We start from the raw sequence: 23,778 nt of genomic DNA on the forward strand, positions 1-23,778 counted from the left end.
AAACGCTCGCTGGCGGCCAGGCGCGCAGCAACCCGTTCGATGAACACCACGAACGGCGCATTCGGCTCCACCGAGCTGATACCGGTCAACGCCCGCACCTTGCCGGTGATCAGCAACGCCCCGTGGCGGTAGCCGAACAGCGCCTGGCTGTCGTTGACCATGCTGAAGGCCAGCTCCTCCACCGAGGGCGCGGACCGGGCCTGGCGCTCCAGCTTCAGGTAATGCGCCAGCAGTTGTTCGAGGGCGCCGGGAACGGGAGCGTTCATTTAGGCTCCGGGAAGCGCGCGGTACCACTCATGCCGGCCAGCAGGCCCGGGGTATTGGCCGGGACATTGGCGATCAGCAGCAGGGTCTGGCTGCCTTCGTCGATGCGCGCGCCGAGGCGCTTGATCACCACATCGATGGGCTTGCCGGTTTCATCGGGGACAAAGCTGAAGGTCTGTTCCGGCTTGAGCTTGCCGATCCAGCTCGACGGCACCAGCAGATGGATTTCCAGGGAGCGGTTGTCGACGATCTCCAGCAATGGCGCGCCACTGGCCACGCTCTCGTGGGCCTGGACCCGACGCTGGACCACCTGACCATCGAACGGCGCCTTGATCTGGCAACGCTGCACCTGCACCTGGTACACCTGGGCCTCGGCCTGGGCCTGGGCCTGGCGTGCCTCGGCCAGGGACACTTCGAAGCGACCTACCGAGTTCAGCGCGGCCAGTTGCTGCTTGTTGCGCAGCTCTTCACGAGCGGCGCGCACGGCGGCGGCGGACGCATTGGCCTGGGCCTGGTAGGCACTGCAATCGAAGCGCACCAGCACATCGCCCTTGCTGAACGACTGGCCTTCGGTGAAAGGGATTTCCGTGACCCGGCCCGAGAGTTCGCTGGCCAGCACGGCCTGGGAGCGGGCGCGCAGCACGCCACGTACCTCGCTACCGCCGCTGGAGGTGGCGCCATCGAGCAATGGATCGCTCTCGGTCGCGGCTTGTGCCATACCACCGATCAAGGCCAACGCCGCCCACCAAACTGCCTGCTTCATTCGCTACGTCCCTGTAAAGGTCTGGATTGTTTCAATTGGAGTATCGGCTGCTGTTCACAGAACGTGAACGCCGTCGGTCAGTGGCGGCCCGGCGGGCCATCGTGACAAGACCGGGCCATGGTCAGGCCAGGAAAACTGAGAACGACATCACATAAAAGTGGCCGGATGCTATCAATGTTTGATCGGCGCCGGAAGCACCCCGCTCGTCGCTTTCATGAAGATTTTCCGGCCGGGTTGTCGATTGCTGGCAGCACCAGACGACTACAAGGACACCCCCACGGAGACAGCGGCATGAACAACGATCGCAAGCACCCGGTGGTGACCCGCCGCGAATGGCTCGGCGCCCGGCGCCAGCTACTGCTGCACGAGAAAGCCTTTACCCACCAGCGCGACGAGCTCAGCGCTGCCCGCCGCGCCCTGCCATGGGTCAAGGTCGAGGAGGACTATCGCTTCGAAGGCGCGGACGGCGCCCTGGGCCTGGACGACCTGTTCGCCGGGCGCAGCCAGTTGCTGGTCTACCACTTCATGTTCGCCGACGGTTGGGAGGAAGGCTGTCCGGGTTGCTCGTTCCTCGCCGATCACTTCGACGGCGCCAACCTGCACCTGGCCCATCACGATGTCTCGCTGGTGGCGGTATCGCGGGCGCCCTACCCCGAATTCCAGGCGTTTCGCCGGCGCATGGGCTGGAAGTTCACCTGGGTGTCGTCCCATGGCAGCAGCTTCAACCGGGACTTCGGCGTCACCCCCGCCGCCGAGGATGGCGAGTACAACTACGAACCCTACAGCGGCAGCGAAACCGAGCTGCCGGGGCTCAGCGTGTTCTACCGGGACGCCGCCGGGGACATCTTCCACACCTACTCCAGCTATGCCCGGGGCCTGGATATCCTGGTCGGCACCTACAACTTCCTCGACCTGATGCCCAAGGGACGCAATGAAGAAGGGACGATGGATTGGGTCAGGCACCATGACCGCTATGACGGAGGCGAAACTAGGCATGAGTGCTGTCATTGACGCCAGCCTGTAATGCACCTGGCTGCCGGGTGCACCACTGCCCCTAACGCTTGAGCAATACATCCACACTAGTGAGCAACGCCTCCAGCGCAAACGGCTTGGTCAATACCAGTGCGTCCAGCGGCGAGTTGTCCAGCACCTCCGGCTTCGCATACCCGGTCATGAACAGCACCGGCAACCCCGGCCTCGCCGCCCGGCTTTCCAGGACCATCCGGTGCCCGTCCATGCCACCCGGCAAGCCGATATCGGTCACCAGTGCGTCGATCGGGATATCCGACTGCAACAAGCGCAAGCCCGCCTTGCTGTCCGCCGCCTCGATCACCCCGTAGCCATGCCCCGCCAGGCTTTCGCTGACAAAGGCGCGCACCGAGGGTTCGTCCTCGACCACCAGCACCGTGCCCCCGCAGGTGCTGGCCGGCGGCGCATCCGCTGTCCGCTCGAACTGCGGCGTGGCAACCGCCACCTCCCTGCTCGGCAGCGACAGGAACACCCGCGTGCCCTTGCCCTCCTCCGATTCGATCCTGACCTGCCCGCCCGACTGCCGGGCAAAGCCGTAGATCATCGACAGCCCAAGCCCAGAACCGGCACCGACCGGCTTGGTGGTGAAGAACGGTTCGAAGGCCTTGGCCAGCACCTGCGGGCTCATGCCGCTGCCGTTGTCCTCCACCGCGATGGTCAGGTAGTTGCCCGGCGGCAACTCCTCCGCGCCGCCCTGCTGGTCGAAGGTCCTGATGCGCAGGTCGCCGCCACCGCGCAGGGCATCGCGGGCATTGATGCACAGGTTGAGCAAGGCGTTTTCCACCTGGGCGGGATCGACGAGGCAGGTGTTCAATTGCGCATCCAGTTGCACCGAAACATCGATGGTCGGCCCCACGGTGCGCTGGATCAGTTCCTCCATACCGCCAACCAGGGCATTGATATCGGTGGGCACCGGCAGCAGCGTCTGCTGGCGCGAAAAGGCCAGCAAGCGGTGGGTCAGGGCCGCCGCCCGTTGCGCAGCGCCCTGGGCCACCGCCACATAGCGCTCCAGGTCCGCGGTACGGCCCTGGGCCAGGCGCAGCTTGATCAGGTCCAGGCTGCCGGTGATGCCGGCCAGCAGGTTGTTGAAGTCGTGGGCAATGCCGCCGGTGAGCTGGCCGACGGCTTCCATCTTCTGCGCCTGGCGCAGGGCCGCCTGGGCCGCTTCGTTCTCGGCCAGCGCCTCGCCGATCCGCGTCTCCAGGGTGCGGTTGAGATTGAGCAGCGCCTCTTCGGCGGCTTTCTTTGCGGTGACATCGATGGACGAGCCGATCAGTCCCATGACAGCCCCCGTGTCATCCAGCAGCGGCGCCTTCACCGACAGCCAGATCGCCGCCGTGCCATCGGGCATGTCCACCCGCTCCTCGATCTGCTCGGCCTTGCCGCCATGCATGATGCGCTGGTCGGTGGCCATGACCTGGCGGGCCTGGTCCTTGTCTTCGAGCAGTTCCAGATCGGTCTTGCCGAGGTAGAACTCGGGCGGCTTGCCGATCAGCTCAGTGGTGCCGTGGTTGGCGACGAGAATCCGGCCCTCCAGGTCCTTGGCATACACCACCCCGGGAACGGCGGCGGCGAAAGTGCGCAGCAGGGCCGACATGCGGTCGCGTTCGGCCTCGGCCGCCCGCCGTGATTCGATATCGATCAGCACGCCGGGAAAACGTACCGGCAGCCCTGCATCGTTCAGTTCGCAATGCCCGCTGGCCTCGATCCAGCGATAGCAGCCATCCTCCTGGCGCACCCGGTATTCGCAGCGAAACACTCCACCCTGGTGCATCGTGCGCTTGATCTCGGCAGCCACCCGCTCAAGGTCCTGCGGATGAATCGAGGTAAAGGCCTCCTCGATCGGAATCCCGGCCCGACAGCGCTCCGCGGGCAGACCGAAGGCCCGGGAAAAGCGCTGGTCGGCGGTAACGCTGTTGTTGGGGATGTCCCAGACCCAGGTTCCGGTAATGGCCCCGGAGTCCAGGGCCAGTTGAAGACGTTCGAGGGCATCGCCCGCATCGGGCGCACCAGGTTGTGGATTCATGACGGGCCTCACAGCGGCGGGCGGGAACGATGCCCGGTGACGATATCCGATCGCCTTGATGCTGGGAAAGACCGTCATGAACCGCTGAAAATTCCCTGCGCGCCGAGAAATCAAGTGCCACTGGGACCGGATACCATCCCTGGCCAAGTGGTGCTCGCAGTCCTGGTCAACACCGATAAATAACCTGTTGTTCTAAGAGCCAGCACACGTCAAGTACTCACTAAGCTCCGTCTCCTTCGGCAACACCAATTGGCGGTCAGTCAGGCAGAACGGGAGGACCCAGAGCTTCAACCCGTCGGAGCTCCTGAAATCGAAGACCGGCAAAGGCTTGTTGAACAGCTCGGTGCTCGGGTAGATCAAGACCACACTCCCGGCGTCCTTCAGATAGAGATGCGCGTAGGCATGCAACTGGTAGAAGTCGGCCTGGCTTAACAGATACTTGTCACGGCCATTGCCCTTGGTGCTGTCCAGCAGTTTCCATTTCGTGTCCAGCACCAGGTGCGTCCGCGATCCCCGGACGACCACCAGGTCGGGTTTCAGACGGAACCAATCCTGCTTCCGATGGCTGACCAGATGATGCCGGTTGACCTGGGGATGCAACTCGAAACCCGCCCTGAGCTGCTGTGCCAGGTGCTTGGCAACATAGGCCTCGAACAGAGCATCCATGGGAAACAACAGTGAAGGCGCATTGCTTTTGCCGGCGCCGGTCAGCGGACTGTCACCTTCAAGGATCAACCTTGCCCAGTCCAGCGCCGGCTCGTAATAGCTCATACCCCGCCCAAGGCGAATACGCGCGAGGTCCTGGGTGACGTCGACCGACACCGGCACATCGGCGAACACGAAAGACAACTCTCGCGCCAATCGCTGATTGGCCGCTGCCCTGCTCATGCCCAGGGTTTTGCGCAGTGCTGCGTGGATCAGACGGTTTTCTGCACGGTCCTGGGTGAACTCGTCGTATTCGGTGAAGAAGCGCTCGCGGCGCAACAGGTTCTGCGATAGATGCCGCGCCACCTGCAGCTTGCCGCGCAGCGTGAACAGGTTCTCCTGCCGGGTGCTGTAGTCGCTGCGCAACCCTCGTTGCACGACCTGGGCGACAGCCGCGAGAAACTGCTGCAGGAAGACTTCGAGCAGCGGCATATGCTCGGTACGCAGTTGTGCGGCTTGCGTCCTGACATGACGGAAGCCGCGCAGGCATTTGAGCATCTCGATCAGTTTCCTGCGGGCGGAATCTGCACACGAATGGCGGCCGATCTTGGGCAGGACCTCGATCTGAAAACCGCAAGGCGCGCGCAGCACCCCAACGTAACTGCACACCTGGATCGCGCGCCGCCTGCCGTATCGGGTCAGCTTCAACCACGCCGGCGTACCCTCCTTGATATTCAGGCATTGCTCCTCCAGCCAGGCGAAGACCCGGGACGGGACAGCGGTGTCGCCCTCGCCTGCCTCGGTCAGCTTGTCGAACTCGAAAATCTGCAACGGCTTCATTCACTCGCCTTCGCGTAGATAGCGATATAGGCCCGCGGATCATCGAACGCCGCCGAGCTCAACGAGTAGCGTGGCCGCAAGGCGTACTCATCGAGGTCGTGATTCGACCCGAACAGCCCGCTGGAACCTTGCTCCTCGCGGACAAACTGGGTCGCCTCGTCGCGTTTCTGGTTATCGCCCAGAACCAGGCGGATCTTCTGCCAGTCGTCAAAAAAGTATTCCTCCAGCAGCGGAATGATGCGCATCCGGAAGATATTGGCCAGCGCCTTGAATGCCTCGCCGGATTCCATCCCTTTCAGCGGAAGGAAATAGGCGTGCCCTATGGTGTGGTCACGGTCATACAGCACTTCGATGCGTTTATTGAGCACTTCGAGCAAAAGCTTGATATCGATGCCATGTCCTGCCTGCGATACCACCACCCCTTCCAGCGTGGAAGCGTCCGGCATCAGCTCGATAAACTCGAAACGCCGGCGCAACGCGGTATCGACCAAGGCCAGGGAGCGGTCGGCCGTGTTCATCGTGCCAATCACGTCAACGTTGGAAGGCACACTGAATGGCTCGTCCGAGTAGGGCAATGTCAAGGTCACTGCATGCTCTGCACCTTCGCGCTTATCGACCTCGATCAGGGTGATCAGCTCGCCGAAGATCTTGCTGATATTGCCGCGGTTGATTTCGTCGATGACCATCGCGTAGCGCCGCTGTCCGTCGCTCCTGGCCTTTTCGCACAAACGGCGGAAAGCGCCTGCCTTGATCGTGTAGCGGACCTCAGCCGAGGTATCGGCAGTCGTGTCGTTATCAAGCGACGCCTTGTCGTCGCCGGACAGCACCGGACGCAACCCTTCGACAAACTCCTCGTAGCCGTAGGACTGGTGGAAGGTCACGAATTCGTAGCGCTTGGTCTTGTCGTTCGAGGTGTATTGCTCCGCCAGCAAGGTTTGCAGCGTGAGGGTCTTACCGGTACCGGGAGGGCCGAAATAGATCTGGTTGCGAGGGCGGATCACTGCCGGTGCAGCCGATGCAGGTGGATGTTGAGTTTCGTCGACAACGTCGCCTTCTTCGCTACCGTAAGCGTCAGGCCAACGAGCAACGCGCCCGACCCGATAAGTGTTCTTGGGGTTATTTTTCCTTTCGGCGTTTGCCTGTTCAAAAAACCGAACCATCTCATCATCCAGCACACTGCGCGGAGATTTGCCGACCTGCGTGTCGAAAGGCGTCCAGCTCATGGAAACCCTATCGTCTTGCACAAACAGCTTCCCTATCTGTACTGATTTGCTCGATTGGTTTTTCTCGCCGAAGACCAGTTGGACGTTGGTGGTCCTGGTAGCCCACCAGTCCAACCCCAACTCATGCACTGCAATGGCCAAGCGCACGAACAACCCTGTCGTTTCAGCACTCCAGTTCGGTTGCCGTTTTCTGAAGTCCTCACAGACCTGAAAATGCCCCAGCACCTCGGCCGTACTCAGCGTGGTGACCAACCCTAATTGCTCAGCCATCTTGTCGTATCCAATACCAAAGTTTTCAATTGCCGCAGCGCTCCACTCGACGAGCGCCTCAAAACCAAGTTTCAACCCCGCTTCGGCGGGCAGCAGCGCAACCACGGGCGAAGCGCCCATCGGTCCGCGCAGCTGTTGGTAACGCGACCGCAGGTTGGGATCGGTGATCTTCGTATCGACCAGATCGATCTTGACGACAAAGCCGTGATCAGCATCCATACCGACGGTGTAGGCCAGCCCTGGTGGGGCATCAGGACGCGGATAGATGCGTGCCCAGTTGTAGCCAAGAAACTTCTGGCTCCACTGGGCAGTTGGTTTACGGATGACCCTGGGGCCGATGCTATTCGGAAAGAGCTTTTGCTGTAGCGCCTTCGCCCAGAGTTTGGTCGCGTTATAGGCCTCACGCTGTTGGCTGTAGGCTTGTCGGTGAGCTGCGTCATTCTTGTCGAAAACCTGGCCGTTCCAGACTTTCAGGGATTCGAACTGATCACGGGTAAAAGAAAGGGAAGTCACGCGTCGCGGGTCCTTGCGCTGAAATTGATTTCATAGTGACATCATCTTGAATGGCCGGATAGAGACCGCACAGGCACTCGCTATGCCCGACAGACACTCCCACCCGTTATGTCACCCCGGAAAATTCGCGACCTGAAAATGCAACACTTAAATATCAATCACATTTTTTATTCTGAAAAATAATAATAAAAATAGATCGAAACGGTATTTCTGCCCTTCCCCAGCCCCTTGCTACAGTCCTTCCAGACCCGACCCCTCGCACGGTGGAGGCGCCCGACCTAGCCACCTGCGAGTACGCCCCGATGAGCCATAGCATCAGCCGCCTGCCGAACCACAATCACCGCCTGCAACTCAGCGCCCCCACCACCCACGCCGACCCGCTCGCCGAACGCCAGCACCGCAAGCAGCGCCTGGCCGCGTCCTATCGCCTGTTTGCCGAACTGGGCTTCGAGGTCGGCCTGGCCGGGCATTTCACCGCCCGCGATCCGCTGGAAACCGATCATTACTGGATCAACCCGCTGGGCGTGCCCTTCGCGCAGATCCGCAGCAGCCATCTGCTGCGGGTCAATGGTCAGGGCGTGGTGGTGGAAGGCGACGGCTTGCTCAACACCAGCGCCCTGGAGCTGCACTACGAACTGCAAAAGGCTCGCCCGGAGGTGGTCGGCATCGCTCATCTGCATGGCTTCCATGGCCGGGTCTGGTCGTCCCTCGGCCAGCTGTTCCAGCCGATCACCGCCGAGTCCTCGGCCTTCGTCGGCGAGCAGGTGCTGTTCGACCGGCATGCCCTGCGCAACGCCGATGGCACTCTGTTGCAGGACCGCGACCAGGTGGCCCAGGCCTTCGTCGAGACCTTTGCCGACAACAACCTGCTGGTGTGGCAGAACCACGGCCTGTGGACCACCGGCCAGAGCGTGGAGAGCGCAGCCTGGCGCTTCATCCTTGCCGACGACACCGCCCGTGCCCATCTGCTGGCCTATTCCGCCGGCCAGCCACGCATTCCCGAACTGGGCGAGGACAGCTTCAACCCGGCCCAGCGCGAACTGTTTGGCTGGCTGAACTTCCTGCCGCTATGGGACCGTATCGTCGCGCAACAACCCGACCTGCTGGACTGAGGAGCCGACCATGGCGATCGATCTGCACCGCCGCCGCTTCCTCCGCCACAGCGCCCTGCTCGGCCTGGCCGCGGGTGTTGCGCCGGCCCTGGCCAGCAACCAGACGCCGCTGAGGGTCTGGCGCTACAAGGGCCAGGCCGCGAGCTTCCTCGGCGATGCCGGACAAGCCGCGACGCCTTATCCCGTGGAGTGGGTGGATGTGCCCGGCGGCGCCATGGTCCTCGAAGCCTTCGCCAGCGCCAGTCTCGACTATGCCTTCATGAGCCCGGTACTGCCGTTGTTCGCCAGCGCCGCCGGCAATCCGCTGGTGCTGATCGCCAGTTACCAGGGCGAGCAGAACCGCAGCGGCCTGATCGTCAAGAAAGGCAGCGGCATCCGTTCTATCGCCGACCTCAAGGGCAAGCGCATCAGCTTCGTGCGCGCGACCGATACCCATTACCTGCTGCTCAATCTGCTCAAGGACAACGGCCTGGAGCTAGCCGATATCCAGGCCCGGGCGATGCCGGCGCGGGATGCGCTGATCGCCTTCCAGAACGGCCATCTCGACGCCATGGTCTGCGGCGGGATCGGCGCCCTCCAGGCCCTGACCCAGATGGACGGCGAACTGCTGGACGAGGCCAGTCGCTACCAATGCGGCAACTACCTGATCGCCACCAGTGCCAAGGCCCTGGAGCAGCCCGGCAAGCAGGCGCAGATCGCCGATTTCCTCGCCCGCGAGCGGGCCATCTGGGACTGGGTGGAACACCACCCCGAGGCCTGGGCAGAACGCAGTGAAACCCTGACCGGGATTTCCCGCGAGCTGTACCTGCAACAGTTCAACCAGCGCCAGTTGCCCTGTCGCCTGCTGCCGGTCAGCGAAGCCGACATCGCCGCGCAGCAACGCATCGCCGACCTGTTCCACAGCAGCGGCCTGATCCGCCAGCCGCTGGCGGTCCGCGACTTCTGGGACCAACGCTTCACCCCCTTGCTCAGCGGCCAGGGATCCGCCGCGGCATAACCGTACCGGCGCGCGCCGGACGCAAGACAGGCACGCCAGACCACGGGAGCAATGGACCTCTCGCGGGCCCGGCCATGCCTGCAAAACGTGAAAACAACCGATGAGAGCCCGTTCGATCGCACATCCAGGGCCTGACTGCCAATCGAACCCTTAGGAACCGTCATGAAGTCCGTACTCACCCCCTTGTCCATGGCCCCGGCGCTGCTCGCCGGCTACCTGTTCAGCCCGCTGGCGCTGGCCGCCGACAACGACACCGCGCTCGGCACGGTGGTCGTCACCGGCTCGCGCGGCAGCGAAGTGCGCACCGTCACCAGCAGCCCGGCGCCGATCGACGTGATCGACAGCAAGCAGCTTGAACAGACCGGCTCCAGCAGCCTGCGCGAAGCCCTGCAAAAGACCCTGCCGTCGTTTTCCCAGCGCCCCTCCGGTACCTCCAACGACAGCGTCGCCCGCCCCTACAGCCTGCGTGGCCTGAACGGCTCGAACGTGCTGGTGCTGGTCAACGGCAAGCGTCGCCACAACAGCTCGGTGATCAACCTCGACTCCACCGCCGCCTACGGCACCAACCCGGTGGACCTGGACCTGATCCCGGTCAGCGCCATCGACCATATCGAGGTACTGCGCGACGGCGCCTCGGCGCAGTACGGCTCGGATGCCATCGCCGGGGTGATCAACATCATCCTCAAGCGCAACGCCGAAGGCGGTTCGGTCAGTACCCAGTACGGCCAGTACTACGAGAACGGCGACGGCGGCAATCTGCGCCAGACCCTCAACCAGGGCCTGGCCCTGGGCGACAACGGCGGCTTCTTCAACTACGCCCTGGACGCCAAGTCGGTGCAGACCGCCACCCGTTCCCGCGAGGCCACCGGCAACCTGTACTTCGCCGGCGACCCGCGCAACGCCACGGCCGACCGCGAGGTGCAGAAGAACGGCCTGCCGAAGATCAAGGCGATCAACCTGTCGTACAACGCCGAGCTGCCGGTCAGCGACGACCTGACCCTGTACTCCTTCTCCACCCTCAGCCAGCGCGATGCCAAGGGCGGGCAGAACTACCGCCGGCCCAACTCGACCAACATCATTCCGGAGATCTACCCGGACGGCACCGCGCCCTTCTATACCCTCAAGGAGACCGACTACCAGGCCGCCGCCGGCGGCAAGGGCGAAATCGCCGAGTGGCACTGGGACCTCAGCTCCACCTTCGGCCGCGCGAAAAGCCAGGCCGGCGCCGACGAAACCCTCAACGCCTCCCTCGGCCCGAGCAGCCCGACCCACTTCGATACCTACAGCAACACCTTCGACCAATGGACCAACAACCTCGACCTGACCCGCGCCTTCGAGGTCGGCCTGAGCAAACCGTTGCAGGTGTCCTGGGGCCTGGAACACCGCCACGAGCGCTACAAGACCGAGTCGGACGATGCGCTGTCGTGGATCAACGGCGGCTATATCTACCCCAGCGGCCCGCTGGCCGGACAGCCCGGCTCGGTAGGCGCCCAGGGCGCGATCACCCTGACCCCGGAAGACGCCGGCCAGGCCAGCCGCAACAGCTACGCCAGCTACCTCGACCTCGGTTTCAACCCCACCGAAAAGCTCTACCTGGGCGCCGCCGCACGCTTCGAGAAATACGACGACAGCAGCGGCAACACCCGCAGCGGCAAGCTCACCGCGCGCTATGACTTCACCCCGACCTTCGCCGTGCGCGGCACGGTCAGCAACGGCTTCCGCGCGCCATCGCTGTCCCAGTCCACCTACGCCCAGACCGCCAACCAGTACACCGTGGTCAATGGTGTCTCGCAGTTCGTCGAGGCCAAGACCGCGCGGGTCGACTCAGCACTGGCCAAGGCCCTCGGCGCCGAGGACCTGAGCCCGGAGAAATCGCGCAATATCAGCCTCGGCCTGACCTGGCAGCCCCTGCCCCAGGCCAGCGTGACCCTCGACGCCTACCAGATCGAAATCCGCGACCGCATCGCCCTGACCGGCTTCCTCTACGGCAACGGCGTCGACCAGATCCTGATCGACAACGGCTACAAGCCGGGCTACCGCATCAAGTACTTCACCAACGCCGCCGACACCACCACCCGCGGCATCGACCTGGTGGCCGACTACCGGGTCGACTACGGTCGCTTCGGCCGGGTCAAGTACGGCCTGGGCGCCAACTACAACAAGACCGAGATCGACGACATCAAGCAGACCCCGGCTGCGCTCAAGGCCGCCGGCAACAACCTGGAACTGTTCGATCGCGTGGCCCAGGGCTACCTGACCGTGGCCAACCCCAAGACCAAGCTGATCCTCAGCGCCAACTGGCAGATCGAACGCTTCACCGTGAACGCCGCGGTGACCCGCTACGACAAGGTCACCGCCGTCGATGCCAACCCCAACTACGACGTGACCTTCGGCGCCAAGTGGCTGACCGATCTGGAAGTGGCCTATGCGGTCACCGACAACCTCGACGTCGCCGTGGGCGCCAACAACCTGTTCGACGTGCGCGCCGACAACGCCGCCTACCCGGCCGGCGACGTCAACGGCTTCCCCAAATTCGGCTCGATCTCGCCTTTCGATCCGTACGGCGGCTTCTGGTACACCCGCGTCGCCTACAACTTCTGACCCCACCGAACGAGCGCCCGCCGGGTTCGGCGGGCGCCAGGAGAATCCTTATGAGCCATGGCCAGTTCGTACTCGGCGCGTTCATTCCCGGCACCCTCAGCGGCAGCGCCTGGCGCCTGCCGGAGGCGCCGCTGGACACCTTCAAGAGCCTGGAGCACTACCAGTACATCGCGCGCAAGCTGGAGGCCGGGCGCTTCCACTCGCTGTTCTTCAACGACACCCTCGACGTCAAGCTCGACCTGGCCCTGCAACGCGGCCCCAACAGCGTGCGCTGGGACCCGCTGATCCTGGCTCCGGCGCTGGCCGCCAGCACCCGCCATATCGGCCTGATCGCCACCGCCAGCACCACCTACAACGAGCCCTACAACGTGGCACGCAAGTACGCCGCGCTGGATCACCTGAGCGGCGGCCGCGCCGGCTGGAACCTGGTGACCTCCCTCGGCGGCGGCGAGAACTTCAACCGCCAGGACCATGTCGAGCATGACGACCGCTACGCCCGCGCCGAAGAGTTCTACGACGTGGTCAGCGGCCTGTGGGACAGCTGGGCCGACGATGCCTTCGTCCAGGACAAGGCCAGCGGCACCTGGCTGGATATCGACAAACTGCATGTACTCGACCATCAGGGCGAGCACTTCCAGGTGCGCGGCCCGCTCAACGTTTCGCGCTCGCCCCAGGGCCACCCGGTGGTGGCCCAGGCCGGCGCCTCGGTGGCGGGCAAGCGCCTGGCGGCACGGGTCGGCGAACTGATCTTCACCGCCCAGCACACCATCGCCCAGGGCCTGGCCTTCTATGAAGAAACCAAAAGCGCAGCCGCCGCGTTTGGTCGGGGTGCCAACGAACTGAAGATCCTCCCCGGCGTCTCGCCCGTGGTCGGCAAGACCCTGGCCGAAGCCCAGGCCAAATACGACCGCCAGCAGGAACTGCTGGAACCGAAGGCCTTCCTCAGCTCCATCTCGAAGTTCGTCAGCCTCGGCTACGACCTCTCCGAACTGCCCTTCGACGAGGTGGTGCCGCTGCCGCCGGAGCAGTTCACCACCAACACCCACCAGAGCCGGCAGAAGCTGGTGTTCGACCTGATCCGCCGCGAACGCCCCACCGTGCGCGAGCTGTTCAACCAGCTCACTTCCGGCGGCCACCGCATTCTCATCGGCACCCCCGAGAGCATTGCCGACGACCTGCAAGCCTGGTTCGAAGCCGGTGCCGCCGACGGTTTCAACATCATGTTCAGCGGCCTGCATTCGGCCATCGACGACTTCGTCGACGGTGTGGTTCCCGAGTTGCAACGGCGCGGCCTGTTCCAGCGCGAATACGCCGGCACCACGCTGCGGGAAAACCTCGGCCTGCCCTACCGCGCCAATCGCCATTTCTAAGGAGCGTCCATGTCCCGATCCCTGGCTTCACTGAGCCTGGCCGTCGCCCTGGCCCTGGCCGGCTGCGACCAACCCTCCGGGCAGCAAGCCACCAGCGGCGCCCCCGCCCAGCCACAAAACGGTGGCGTGCTGCGCGTGGCTTTCGATGGCGATCCCAACTGCATCGACCCGCAGCAGGCCGGCAACAACACCGCGCTCAACGTCGGTCGGCAACTGGTGGACTCGCTGACCGACCAGGACCCGCAAAGCGCCGAGATCCTGCCCTGGCTGGCGGAGCGCTGGGAGGTCAGCGACGACTCGCGGCAATTCACCTTCCACCTGCGCGAAGGGGTGACCTTCGCCGATGGCAGCCCGCTGGATGCAGCGGCGGTGAAGGCCAATTTCGAGGCGATCCTGGCCCTGGGCGCCCGTGCGCAACTGGCGGGCACCTACCTGGCCGGGCTGGAGTCGGTGGAGGTAAGCGGACCGCTGAGCGTGCGGGTCACCTTCAAGCAGGCCAACGCCCAGTTTCTCCAGGCCAGCTCGACCATGAGCCTCGGCCTGTTGTCCCCCGCCACCCTCAAGCTCAGCGCCGAAGAACGGTGCCAGGGCGCGCTGGTGGGCACCGGGCCCTTCACGGTGAAAAGCTTCGAGCACAACCGGCTGGTACGCATCGACGCGCGACCCGACTACAACTGGCCATCCTCCCTCGCCGGGCATCAGGGCCGTGCCTGGCTGGACGCCATCGAGTTCCATATCCTCCCCGAGTCCGGTGTGCGCCTGGGCAGCCTGCTGTCGGCGCAGATCGATGTGAACACCAGCGTGCCGGTGCAGGACGAGGCGGTGCTGGAAGCCCAGGGCGTGCCGTCGATCAACCGGCCCAATCCGGGCATCGTCTTCAGCCTGACGCCGAATGTGTCACGGCCACCGCTGGACGAACTGGCGGTACGCCAGGCGCTGAACAAGGCCATCGACCGCAGCCAGTTCCAGGGGGTGATCTCTCGTTACCAGAAACCGGCGACCTCGGTGCTGGCCAGCAGCACACCGTATTACCAGGACCTCGGCAGCCACCTCGGCTACGACCCCGAGGGTGCCGGCAAGCTGCTGGACGAGGCCGGCTGGCGCAAGGGCGCCGATGGCTGGCGCCAGCGTGACGGCAAGCGCCTGGCCTTCGCCCTCGACTACTGGCAGGCGACCACGCCGGTGCTGGAGCTGGTGCAACAGCAACTGCGCCAGATCGGCGTCGAGCTGCGCCTGAACAAATCCACCATCGGCCAGGTCAGCCTGCAACAGACCTCCCTCGACTACAGCCTGTGGTTCTTCAACCTGACCCGCGCCGATCCGGACGTGCTGCGCACGGTGTTCCTGTCCTCCGGGCGCAATGTCAATGTCCGTGGGCCGCAGGCCCTGGACCAGACCCTGCTGGACTCGGCGGCCAGTCTCGATCCCGCCAAGCGCGGCACCCTGATCCAGCAGGCCAGCGCCGAACTGCTCGACCAGGGCCATGTCATTCCGCTGGTGGAAGCAGCGACGGTGACGGCCTACCGCGAGGTGGTCCATGGCCTGCACTACGAGGCCTCGACCCGCCTGCAGTTCTACGACACCTGGCTGGCCCGGCCAGGGAGCCATTGACCATGACTACCTCTCCTCTCTGGCGCCTGGCCCAGGCCCTGCTGGTGCTGTGGGCAGCCTTCAGCCTGTCGTTCGCCATCCTCTACGCGCTGCCGGGTGACCCGGTGGCGATCCTCCTGGCCCAGAGCGGCGAGCCGGGCACGGCAAACCCGGCCCAGGTCGCCGAGCTGCGCGCCCGCTACCACCTCGACGGCAGCCTATGGCAGCAGTACGGCGGCGCCTTGTGGCGCCTGGCACACCTCGACCTTGGCCTGTCCCTGCAAACCGGCAAGCCGGTGGCCCAGGCACTGGCAGCGGCCTTGCCGGCGACCCTTGCCCTGGCTTTCGCCGCCCTGCTGATCGCCGTGCCGCTGGGCATAGGCGTGGCCCTGGCAGCGCATCAGGTACGCCGTCGACCCTTGCAAGCGGCCCTGCACAACGCCCCGGCGCTGGTGGTGTCGTTGCCGACCTTCTGGGTCGGCCTGCTGTTGCTGCAACTGTTCTCCTTCCACCTGCACTGGCTGCCGGCCATGGGCGACCACGGCATCACCGGCCTGGTGCTGCCAGCCGTGACCCTGGCCCTGCCCTGCGCGGCGATGATCGCCCAGGTGCTCGGGCGCTCCATCGCCAGCGTCAGCCAGCAGCCGTTCGTCCAGGCCCTGCGCAGCAAGGGCGTGGGCCGCTGGCGGCTATTGACCGGGCATATCCTGCACAACGCGGCGATCCCCCTGCTCAGCCTGACCGGTACCCTGCTGGGCAACCTGCTGGCCGGCGCGGTGGTCACCGAGACGGTGTTCTCCCGCGACGGCGTCGGCCGCCTGGCCCAGACCGCCGTGGCCAGCCAGGACATCGCCGTGGTCCAGGGCGTGGTCCTGCTGGCCGCCACGCTCTACGTGCTGACCAACCTGCTCACCGACCTGCTGTATCCCCTGCTCGATCCGCGCATTCGCCAAGGGAGCCGTCCATGATCCTGAACCCTGCCGTCTCGTCCTCGCGGCCGCTGCGCTATTGGCCCGGGTTTCCGCTGGCCCTGAGCCTGCTGCTGTTTCTCCTGCTGCTGGGCTGGGCGTTGTTTCCGACCCTGTTCAGCAGCGCCGACCCGCTGCTCGCCGACCCGGTCCAGACCCTGCGCCCGCCCTCGGCCGAGCACTGGTTCGGCACCGATCATCTGGGCCGCGACCTGTATGCCCGCTGCGTGCATGGTGCGGCGCTGTCGTTGCAGGCCACGGCCATCGCAGTGTTGATCGCGTTGCTCGCCGGCACCCTGCTCGGCGGCGTCGCCGGCTGGTTCGGCGGCCTCGCCGACCGGGTGCTGGCGGTGCTGGTGGAGGTGCTGATGGCGATTCCCGCCCTGCTCCTGGCCATGGCCATCGTCACCGCGCTGGGCTTCGGCACCCTGGAAATCGCCGTCGCCGTGGGGCTGTCATCGGTGGCGGTATTCGCCCGCCTGGCCCGCGGTGAAGTGCTGCGCTGGCGCAGCCGGACTTTCGTCGAAGCGGCACAGGTAGTCGGCGTCGGCCCCTGGACCAATCTGTGCCGGCACGTACTGCCCCACGCGGCCGGGCCGTTGCTGGCCCTGGCCGCACTGGAGTTCGCCAGCGCGGTGCTGGCGGTATCGGCGCTGAGCTTCCTCGGTTTCGGCGCTCCGCCGCCGCAGCCGGAATGGGGCCTGCTGATCGCCGAAGGGCGCAACTACATGGTCGCCGCCTGGTGGTACACCACCCTGCCAGGGCTGGTGGTGGCGGGCGTGGTGCTCGCTACCCAGCAACTGGGCCGGGGACTGCAACGTTTTCAAGGAGAGCAGCCATGAGCGCGCCACTGGTTCGTATTCGCCACTTCGGCGTCGAGTATCCGGGGGCGGCGCAGCCCGCCGTGGCAGAACTGGAGCTGGAGATCGCCGCCGGCGAGATCGTCTGCCTGGTGGGCGAGTCCGGCTCGGGCAAGTCGACCACCGCCGCCGCCCTGGCCGGGCTGCTGCCAGCGTCGGCGCGCCTGCAAGGACAGCTTTGGTTGCAAGGCCAGGCGCTGGACAGCCTCGACGAACGTGCCTGGCGCCAGCGCCGCGGCCGGCTGGTGGGCTTCGTGCCGCAGGACCCGGGTACCTCGCTGGACCCGGTGAAAACCATCGGCGCCCAGGTGGTCGAAGCCATGACCGTGCATGGCGTCCCTGCCGCCGACGCTCGACCGCGCGCCCTGCAACTGCTGCGTGAGGTCGGCCTCAAGGCGCCGGAAACCCTGCTTACGCGCTACCCCCATCAACTGTCCGGCGGCATGTGCCAACGGGTGTTGATCGCCATTGCGCTGGCCAACGACCCACCGCTGCTGATCGCCGACGAACCCACCAGCGCCCTGGATGTCAGCGTGCAGCGGCAGATTCTCGATCGCTTGCAGGTACTGGTGCGCGAGCGCGGCAGCAGCCTGCTGCTGATCACCCATGACCTGGCGGTGGCCCTGGACCGCGCCGACCGGATCCTGGTGATGCGCCACGGCCGTTTGCTGGAAAGCGGCACGCCGGCGCAGCTCTGGCATGCGCCGCAGCATCCCTACACCCGCCAGTTGCTCCAGGCATCGCCGCTGGCGCGCTTGCAGCAACGTCGTGTGGCACCCGCAGCCACTCGGGCGCCAGCGCTGCTGCAAGTGACCAGTCTCCAGCGACGCTTCAACCGGGAGGGGCCGGCAGCGCTGGAAGGCGTCAGCTTCAGCCTGCAACGGGGCACCACCACCAGCCTGGTGGGCGAATCCGGATCGGGCAAATCCACCACGGCGCGGATCATTCTCGGGCTTGAATCGGCCAGCGCTGGCAGCGTGCGTTTCGACGGACTGGAAGTGCTCGGTGCCAGCCGACGCGAGCTGCACGGTTATCGACGGCGGGTGCAACTGGTCTACCAGAACCCGTGGGCGGCGCTGGATCCACGGCATGATCTGCTGGCGATCATCAGTGAACCGTTGCGCGCGTTCGGTATCGGCCAGCGCCGGGACGACCGGGCGCGGGTGCTGGAGTTGCTGGAACGTGTCGGTCTGCCGGGCGAACTGCTGCATCGTCGCCCTGCCCAGCTCTCCGGCGGGCAACGACAGCGGGTCGCCATTGCCCGGGCGCTGGCAGTGCAACCGGAGTTGCTGGTGCTGGACGAACCGCTGTCGGCGCTGGATGCTCCGGTGCAGGCACAGGTGCTCGACCTGCTGCAACGCCTGCAACGGGAGCTGGGGCTGACCTATCTGTTCATCTCCCACGACCTTGCCACAGTGCGCGGGATCAGCGACCAGGTGCTGGTGATGAGCCAGGGCCGGCTGGTGGACCAGGGGGCGACCGAGGAGGTGTTCGGCCGGCCGGGGAGCGAGTACACGCGGCGGTTGCTGGAGGATATGCCGGGGCAATTGGTGCCGCAGGTGCTGTCGCAGGTGCAGGTTGCCGGGCTTTGATAAATGCCGGGGTCAGGGTTGTGGCTGATGGTTTCTCCGGTTTACACACCCCGGCCGTGCGGCGCGGTCCAGGTAGGCCTTCGCTCGAGATGTGTATGTATCCATGCTCATCGCCGGCAAGCCGGCTCCCACAGGGTCCTGGGCCAGCCATGGATCTGGTGGCCGACGCGGGCCCTGTGGGAGCTGGCCTTGCCAGCGATGAGGCCGTTCAGGCCGGCACATGTCGTGGACGTCGACCCCAAAAACCCCGGTGCACCGCCTACCCCGGAGGCTGCGCTGGGAGCCGCCATCGCACCCTATGTCGGCCGCGCCATGGTCATGCCCCTGGTCCGCCGTGTACAGGGCAAACCACTCCTGACAGCTTCCATCGATGACGAAAACCTGCAGGCGTTATTGCGCAAGGTCATGCGCGAGCAGCGTCATGTCAGATCATCCTTCGATCCTGTCGAAAGTGAACTTGCCGGTGGGAATGACGTAACTGGTGGTCGATAGTGCGGGCAAACTCCCGCAACCACTCCCCCCACACGCTCAAACGACCATTACCCCGGCTAATTCCAGTCGTTATTTACCAAACTCCGCGCTAGGATAGCGACTCATTATCAATTGCATCTGACTCTCGATATGGATCGCCTCGCGAATTCGCCGCCCCTCACCGTGGACGAGCTGTACACCGATCATCACGGCTGGCTGTTCGCCTGGCTGCGGCGCAAGCTGGGTTGCGCGCACAACGCCGCCGATGTGTCCCATGACACTTTCCTGCGTATTCTCATGGCCCCAGGCAGCCTGGCCGACATGCGCCAGCCCAGGGCCTACCTGAGCACCACGGCGCGCCGCCTGATCATCGACGAGGCCCGGCGCAAGCGCCTGGAAAGCGCCTATCTCGAAGAACTCGCGCGACACGCCGAAAGCGGCGAGACGGCGCCGTCCGCCGAGCAGGTTCATGCCAGCCTGCAAGCCCTGGAAAACCTCTGCTTCGCCCTTGAGGGCCTGGGCGAAAACGCCCGCCAGGTCATCGTCCTGCGTTATCTCACCGGCCTGTCCCAGGTGGACATCGCCCAACGCCTGGGCATCTCCGAGCGTATGGTCCGCAAGCATCTGGTGCAGGGCCTGCTGCATTGCAACCAGGCACTGAATGTCTGAATCGTGATCGACGACGATATCCTCGAGCAGGCTGCCGAATGGCTGGTACGCCTCGATGAAGCCGACTGCCGCGATGACGAGCGCCAGGCCTTCGTCCTGTGGTGTGCAGCCGACCCACGACATGCCCGTGCCGTCGAGCAGATGCGTCTGGTGATCGGCCAGTTCGCCGGTTTGCACGGCGCACCACAGGCCGCCGAGGCTGCACTGGACAGCGCCTTGCGCATGCCGCGTCGGCGCATTCCGCGCAGCGCCGTCGGCTTGGGCATGGCCCTGCTGGCCGTGGCGATCATCCTCGGCAGCAACGACGAGCTGCGCGACAACTGGCGCGCCGACCTGCATACCGCGCCAGGCGAGTGGCGCCGCGAACGCCTGGCCGACGACAGCCTGCTGACCCTGGCCGGCAACAGCGCGGTACGCCTGCACTACGACAATGGCCAGCGCCGGGTCGAGCTGCTCCATGGCGAGATCCGCGTCGACGTGGCGGCGGATCCGCAACGACCATTCCTGGTCACCACCCGCGACGGTAGCATGCGCGCCCTCGGTACCCGCTTCATCGTCAGCCGCGAGGAACACGCGACCCTGCTCGGCATGCTGCACTCACGGGTGCTCGCGCAAAGCGCCGACCTGAGCAAAAGCCTGCAGGTCGATGCCGGGGCCCAGGTGCGTATCAGCGAGCACGAGATCAGCGGCGCCGGCAGCTTCGACCCGCAGATCCGCGAGCAGGCCTGGCAACGCCGACAACTGGTGGTGCACGACATGCCGCTGGGCCAGGTCCTCGACCAACTGGCCCGGCAGCAACGCGGGTATTGGCTGTACGACAGTACGGCACTGGAAAACCTGCGGGTTTCCGCAGTGCTGCCGCTGGATGACAGCCGCGCCGCACTGGCCCTGATCGAGGACATCCTGCCGGTGCGGGTACAGCGTCTGACACCCTGGCTGTTGCGCATCACGGCGAAAAAAGAATGATTTACCAATGACAGTGGTTCCGCTTTTCCAGGCCCGTCCGTCAAGGAGGCGCCAACCCAAGAAAACGGAGCCGTTTACCCATGTCCCATCCCGTAGCAATCTCGCTGCCCCGACGTAATCGCCTGGTGCCCCTGGCCCTGGCCATCCAGCTCGCCCTGCCCCTGCTCGGCGGCGCCCTGGTCGCCGCACCGGCCCATGCCGCCGACACCCGCTTCGATATTCCCGCCGGCAGCCTGGATGACAGCCTCAAGCGCTTCGCCCAGCAAAGCGGCATTGCCATCCTCTACCCCAGCGCCAGCGTCAACGGCCTCGGCGCGGCAGCCCTGCAAGGCAGCTTCGACATCGACGAAGGCCTGGCGCGCCTGCTGGCCGGCAGTGGCTACCGCGCCGAAGCCGGTGCCCATGGCTATCGCCTGGTACGCCTGGAACAGTCCGGCACGCTGGAGCTGGAAAGCACCAGCATCGTCAGCAACCCGCTGGGCACCATCACCGAAGGCAGCGGCTCCTATACCCCGGGAACCATCGCCACGGCCACGCGCCTGGTCCTGACCCCGCGCCAGACGCCGCAGACCATCTCCGTGGTCACCCGTCAGCACATGGACGATTTCGGCCTGAACGCCATCGACGAAGTAATGCGCCACACGCCGGGCATCACCGTGTCGACCTACGACAGCGAACGCACCACCTACTACTCCCGCGGCTTCCCGGTCCAGAACTTCCAGTACGATGGCATCCCGACCCTGCGCAACGACGCCTACTCGGCCGGCAATACCCTGAGCGACACGGCGATCTACGACCGTGTCGAAGTGATCAAGGGCGCCTCCGGCCTGCTTTCCGGCGCCGGCGCCCCCGGTGCAACCATCAACCTGGTGCGCAAGAAACCGACCCACGAATTCGCCGGACATGTCAGCCTCGGCGCCGGCTCCCGGGACAACTACCGCAGCGAGTTGGACCTGTCCGGGCCGTTGAACGACAGCGGCAGCATCCGTGGCCGGGCGGTGGCAGCCTATCAGGACAAGCATTCGTTCCAGGACCACTACGAGCGCAAGATCAGCACCTACTACGGCATCCTCGAAGCCGACCTGAGCGAGGACACTTTGCTGACCCTGGGCGCGGATTATCAGGACAACGATCCCAAGGGCTCGACCTGGGGCGGCGTGCCGCTGTTCGACAGCAATGGTGATCGGGTCGACGTATCGCGCTCGTACAACCCTGGTGCCCAGTGGAGCAGCTGGGCGCAGTACACCCGCTCGGCATTCGCCGCCCTGGAGCATCGCTTCGCCAACGACTGGCTGGCCAAGGTCCAGCTCAATCACCAGATCAACGGCTACCACGCGGTGATGGGCTCGGCCAGCGGCGGCAACCCGAATCCGCTGACCGGTGCCGGCGCCACCATGTTCATGGGCAAGTACGTCGGCGAAACCAGGACCGACACCGCCGAACTCTACGCCACCGGGCCGTTCCAGCTGTTCGGCCGCGAGCATGAGCTGGTGGTCGGTGCCAGCGCCTCCCACGCGGAATGGGACGGCAAGGGCTATTACGATTCCAGCTACAACCGCAACGTCGCGAACTTCTACACCTGGACAGGCGACGTCGGCATGCCGAACTGGGGCACCCCGTTCCTGTTCAACGACCAGACCACCCGCCAGACCGGCAGCTACATCACCGCCCGCTTCAAGCCCAGCGACGACCTGGCGCTGATCCTCGGCAGCCGTTTCGCCAACTACACCCTCACCGGCGACACCTACAGCAAGGAAACCGGACGGGTCATCCCCTATGCCGGCGCGGTCTACGATCTGGACGAGAACTTCTCGCTGTACGCCAGCTACACCAGCATCTTCAAGCCGCAGACCCTGCCCGACCGCAACAACAAGCCGCTGGAACCAGATGAAGGCGACAACTACGAGGTGGGGGTCAAGGCCGAATTCTTCGATGGCCGCCTAAACGCTAGCCTGGCCTGGTTCGAGATCAAGCAGGACAACCGCGCCGAGGCCGACCTCAACTACAACGCCAGCCCCAGCTACCCGGGCCTGGGCTATGCCTATGTCGGCACCAAGGCCAGGACCAAGGGCATCGAAGCGGAGATTTCCGGCGAACTGGCGCCTGGCTGGCAGGCCCAGGCCGGCTATACCCACAAGGTGATCCGCGACAGTGACGGCGACAAGGTCTCGACCTGGGAGCCGGAGGACCAGTTCAGCTTCTACACCAGCTACCAGTTGCCCGGTGCCCTCTCGGACCTGACCGTCGGTGGTGGTGCACGCTGGCAGAGCAAGGCCTGGCAGGCGGTGACCAACCCGGTCCACGGCGCCCAGGACGTGACCCAGGAAGCCTACTGGCTGGTGGACCTGATGACCCGTTACCAGATCACCGACAAGCTGTCGGCTTCGGTGAACCTGAACAACCTGTTCGACAAGAAGTACTACAACAACGTGGGCTTCTATAACACCGTCTACTACGGTGACCCGCGCAACCTGATGGTCAGTACCCGCTGGGATTTCTGAGCCGGGACTGCGTCGTCGGCAATGGCCTCATCGCCGGCAAGCCGGCTCCCACAAGGTTCCGGGCCAACCGCAGAATTCAGGCCAGACACAGCAACCTGTGGGAGCTGGCATTGCCAGCGATGGGGCCCGCAAGAACAACCCGACCAGCAAGATCGATGTCTAGGCTGACGGCCTCATCGTCGGCAACGCCGACTCCCACAGGGTTCAGGGCCAGCCGCAGGATCTGGGCGAGACACAAAACCTGTGGGAGCTGGCTTGCCAGCGATGAGCATGGGTATCTACACATCTTGAGCAAAGGCCGACGCGATCGCGGTAGGAGCTGCTTTAGCTGCGATGGACCGCGCAGCGGTCCCAAATCCTGTCTACCCAGTGAGCCTGGAAAAACGCGGCGGACCGAGCACGGTGAATCCATGATGCTGCTTGGTCAAAGGCTCGTGCGGGATGGTTTTGGGACCGCTAACGCGGTCCATCGCAGCTAAAGCAGCTCCTACCTGGACCGCGCCGCACG

The 23,778-nt window shown here is 65.0% G+C and carries 17 protein-coding genes and 1 pseudogene; 13 read left to right on the plus strand and 5 right to left on the minus strand.

Annotation, left to right across the window (positions count from 1 at the left end; genetic code table 11):
• Positions 1–34: 34 nt before the first annotated feature.
• Positions 35–266: pseudogene (locus ACODSK_RS15310) on the minus strand (HlyD family secretion protein); the annotation flags it as partial.
• Positions 263–1,027 (minus strand): efflux RND transporter periplasmic adaptor subunit, encoded by a 765-nt coding sequence (locus ACODSK_RS15315; RefSeq protein ID WP_489017233.1) that lies wholly within the window; start codon positions 1,025–1,027, stop codon positions 263–265. The pseudogene ACODSK_RS15310 and the gene ACODSK_RS15315, both read right to left, overlap by 4 nt.
• 291 nt (positions 1,028–1,318) lie before the next feature.
• On the opposite strand from ACODSK_RS15315, the gene ACODSK_RS15320 reads away from it, so the two are divergent.
• Positions 1,319–2,038 (plus strand): DUF899 domain-containing protein, encoded by a 720-nt coding sequence (locus ACODSK_RS15320; protein ID WP_489017234.1) that lies wholly within the window; start codon positions 1,319–1,321, stop codon positions 2,036–2,038.
• 43 nt (positions 2,039–2,081) lie between these two features.
• On the opposite strand, the gene ACODSK_RS15325 is transcribed toward ACODSK_RS15320, so the two are convergent.
• The 3 genes from ACODSK_RS15325 to ACODSK_RS15335 form a co-directional block, all read right to left on the minus strand.
• The gene (locus tag ACODSK_RS15325) at positions 2,082–4,082 is read right to left on the minus strand and encodes a hybrid sensor histidine kinase/response regulator (RefSeq protein WP_489017236.1); all 2,001 of its coding nucleotides are present in this window, start codon (positions 4,080–4,082) and stop codon (positions 2,082–2,084) included.
• Positions 4,083–4,274: 192 nt separating this feature from the next.
• On the minus strand, positions 4,275–5,567 hold the full coding sequence (locus tag ACODSK_RS15330) for an McrC family protein (protein WP_489017237.1): 1,293 nt from the start codon (positions 5,565–5,567) through the stop codon (positions 4,275–4,277).
• On the minus strand, positions 5,564–7,573 hold the full coding sequence (locus tag ACODSK_RS15335; protein WP_489017239.1) for an McrB family protein: 2,010 nt from the start codon (positions 7,571–7,573) through the stop codon (positions 5,564–5,566). The genes ACODSK_RS15330 and ACODSK_RS15335 overlap by 4 nt, the downstream gene beginning before the upstream one ends.
• A 302-nt stretch (positions 7,574–7,875) precedes the next feature.
• On the opposite strand from ACODSK_RS15335, the gene ACODSK_RS15340 reads away from it, so the two are divergent.
• From ACODSK_RS15340 to ACODSK_RS15395, 12 genes are all read left to right on the plus strand, one after another.
• Complete coding sequence (locus tag ACODSK_RS15340; RefSeq protein WP_489017241.1) at positions 7,876–8,685, plus strand: class II aldolase/adducin family protein; 810 nt, start codon at positions 7,876–7,878, stop codon at positions 8,683–8,685.
• A 10-nt stretch (positions 8,686–8,695) separates the two neighbouring features.
• Positions 8,696–9,682 carry an ABC transporter substrate-binding protein gene (locus ACODSK_RS15345; protein ID WP_489017243.1) on the plus strand — a complete coding sequence of 329 codons (987 nt, stop codon included), beginning with the start codon at positions 8,696–8,698 and terminating at the stop codon, positions 9,680–9,682.
• Positions 9,683–9,844: 162 nt separating this feature from the next.
• The gene (locus tag ACODSK_RS15350) at positions 9,845–12,283 is read left to right on the plus strand and encodes a TonB-dependent receptor plug domain-containing protein (protein WP_489017245.1); all 2,439 of its coding nucleotides are present in this window, start codon (positions 9,845–9,847) and stop codon (positions 12,281–12,283) included.
• Between the two features lie 50 nt (positions 12,284–12,333).
• Positions 12,334–13,653, plus strand: a complete 1,320-nt coding sequence (locus ACODSK_RS15355) for an LLM class flavin-dependent oxidoreductase (protein ID WP_489017246.1) — start codon at positions 12,334–12,336, stop codon at positions 13,651–13,653.
• A gap of 9 nt (positions 13,654–13,662) precedes the next feature.
• Entirely contained in the window at positions 13,663–15,264 is a 1,602-nt protein-coding gene (locus ACODSK_RS15360; RefSeq protein ID WP_489017248.1) for an ABC transporter substrate-binding protein, read from the plus strand.
• Between the two features lie 2 nt (positions 15,265–15,266).
• Positions 15,267–16,211: an ABC transporter permease gene (locus ACODSK_RS15365; protein WP_489017250.1), complete on the plus strand. Its 945-nt coding sequence runs from the start codon at positions 15,267–15,269 to the stop codon at positions 16,209–16,211.
• Positions 16,208–17,053: an ABC transporter permease gene (locus tag ACODSK_RS15370; protein WP_489017251.1), complete on the plus strand. Its 846-nt coding sequence runs from the start codon at positions 16,208–16,210 to the stop codon at positions 17,051–17,053. Before ACODSK_RS15365 ends, ACODSK_RS15370 begins: the two co-directional genes overlap by 4 nt.
• Positions 17,050–18,663, plus strand: coding sequence for a dipeptide ABC transporter ATP-binding protein (locus ACODSK_RS15375; protein ID WP_489017253.1), 1,614 nt, complete (start codon positions 17,050–17,052; stop codon positions 18,661–18,663). The genes ACODSK_RS15370 and ACODSK_RS15375 overlap by 4 nt, the downstream gene beginning before the upstream one ends.
• Before the next feature lie 225 nt (positions 18,664–18,888).
• Positions 18,889–19,155, plus strand: a complete 267-nt coding sequence (locus tag ACODSK_RS15380; protein ID WP_489017255.1) for a hypothetical protein — start codon at positions 18,889–18,891, stop codon at positions 19,153–19,155.
• 129 nt (positions 19,156–19,284) lie between these two features.
• Positions 19,285–19,803 (plus strand): sigma-70 family RNA polymerase sigma factor, encoded by a 519-nt coding sequence (locus tag ACODSK_RS15385; protein WP_489017256.1) that lies wholly within the window; start codon positions 19,285–19,287, stop codon positions 19,801–19,803.
• A 3-nt stretch (positions 19,804–19,806) separates the two neighbouring features.
• On the plus strand, positions 19,807–20,769 hold the full coding sequence (locus tag ACODSK_RS15390; protein ID WP_489017258.1) for a FecR family protein: 963 nt from the start codon (positions 19,807–19,809) through the stop codon (positions 20,767–20,769).
• An 80-nt stretch (positions 20,770–20,849) separates the two neighbouring features.
• Positions 20,850–23,270, plus strand: a complete 2,421-nt coding sequence (locus ACODSK_RS15395; RefSeq protein ID WP_489017259.1) for a TonB-dependent siderophore receptor — start codon at positions 20,850–20,852, stop codon at positions 23,268–23,270.
• The last annotated feature ends 508 nt before the right edge of the window (positions 23,271–23,778 follow it).

This window comes from Pseudomonas sp. FG98 (assembly GCF_057808595.1).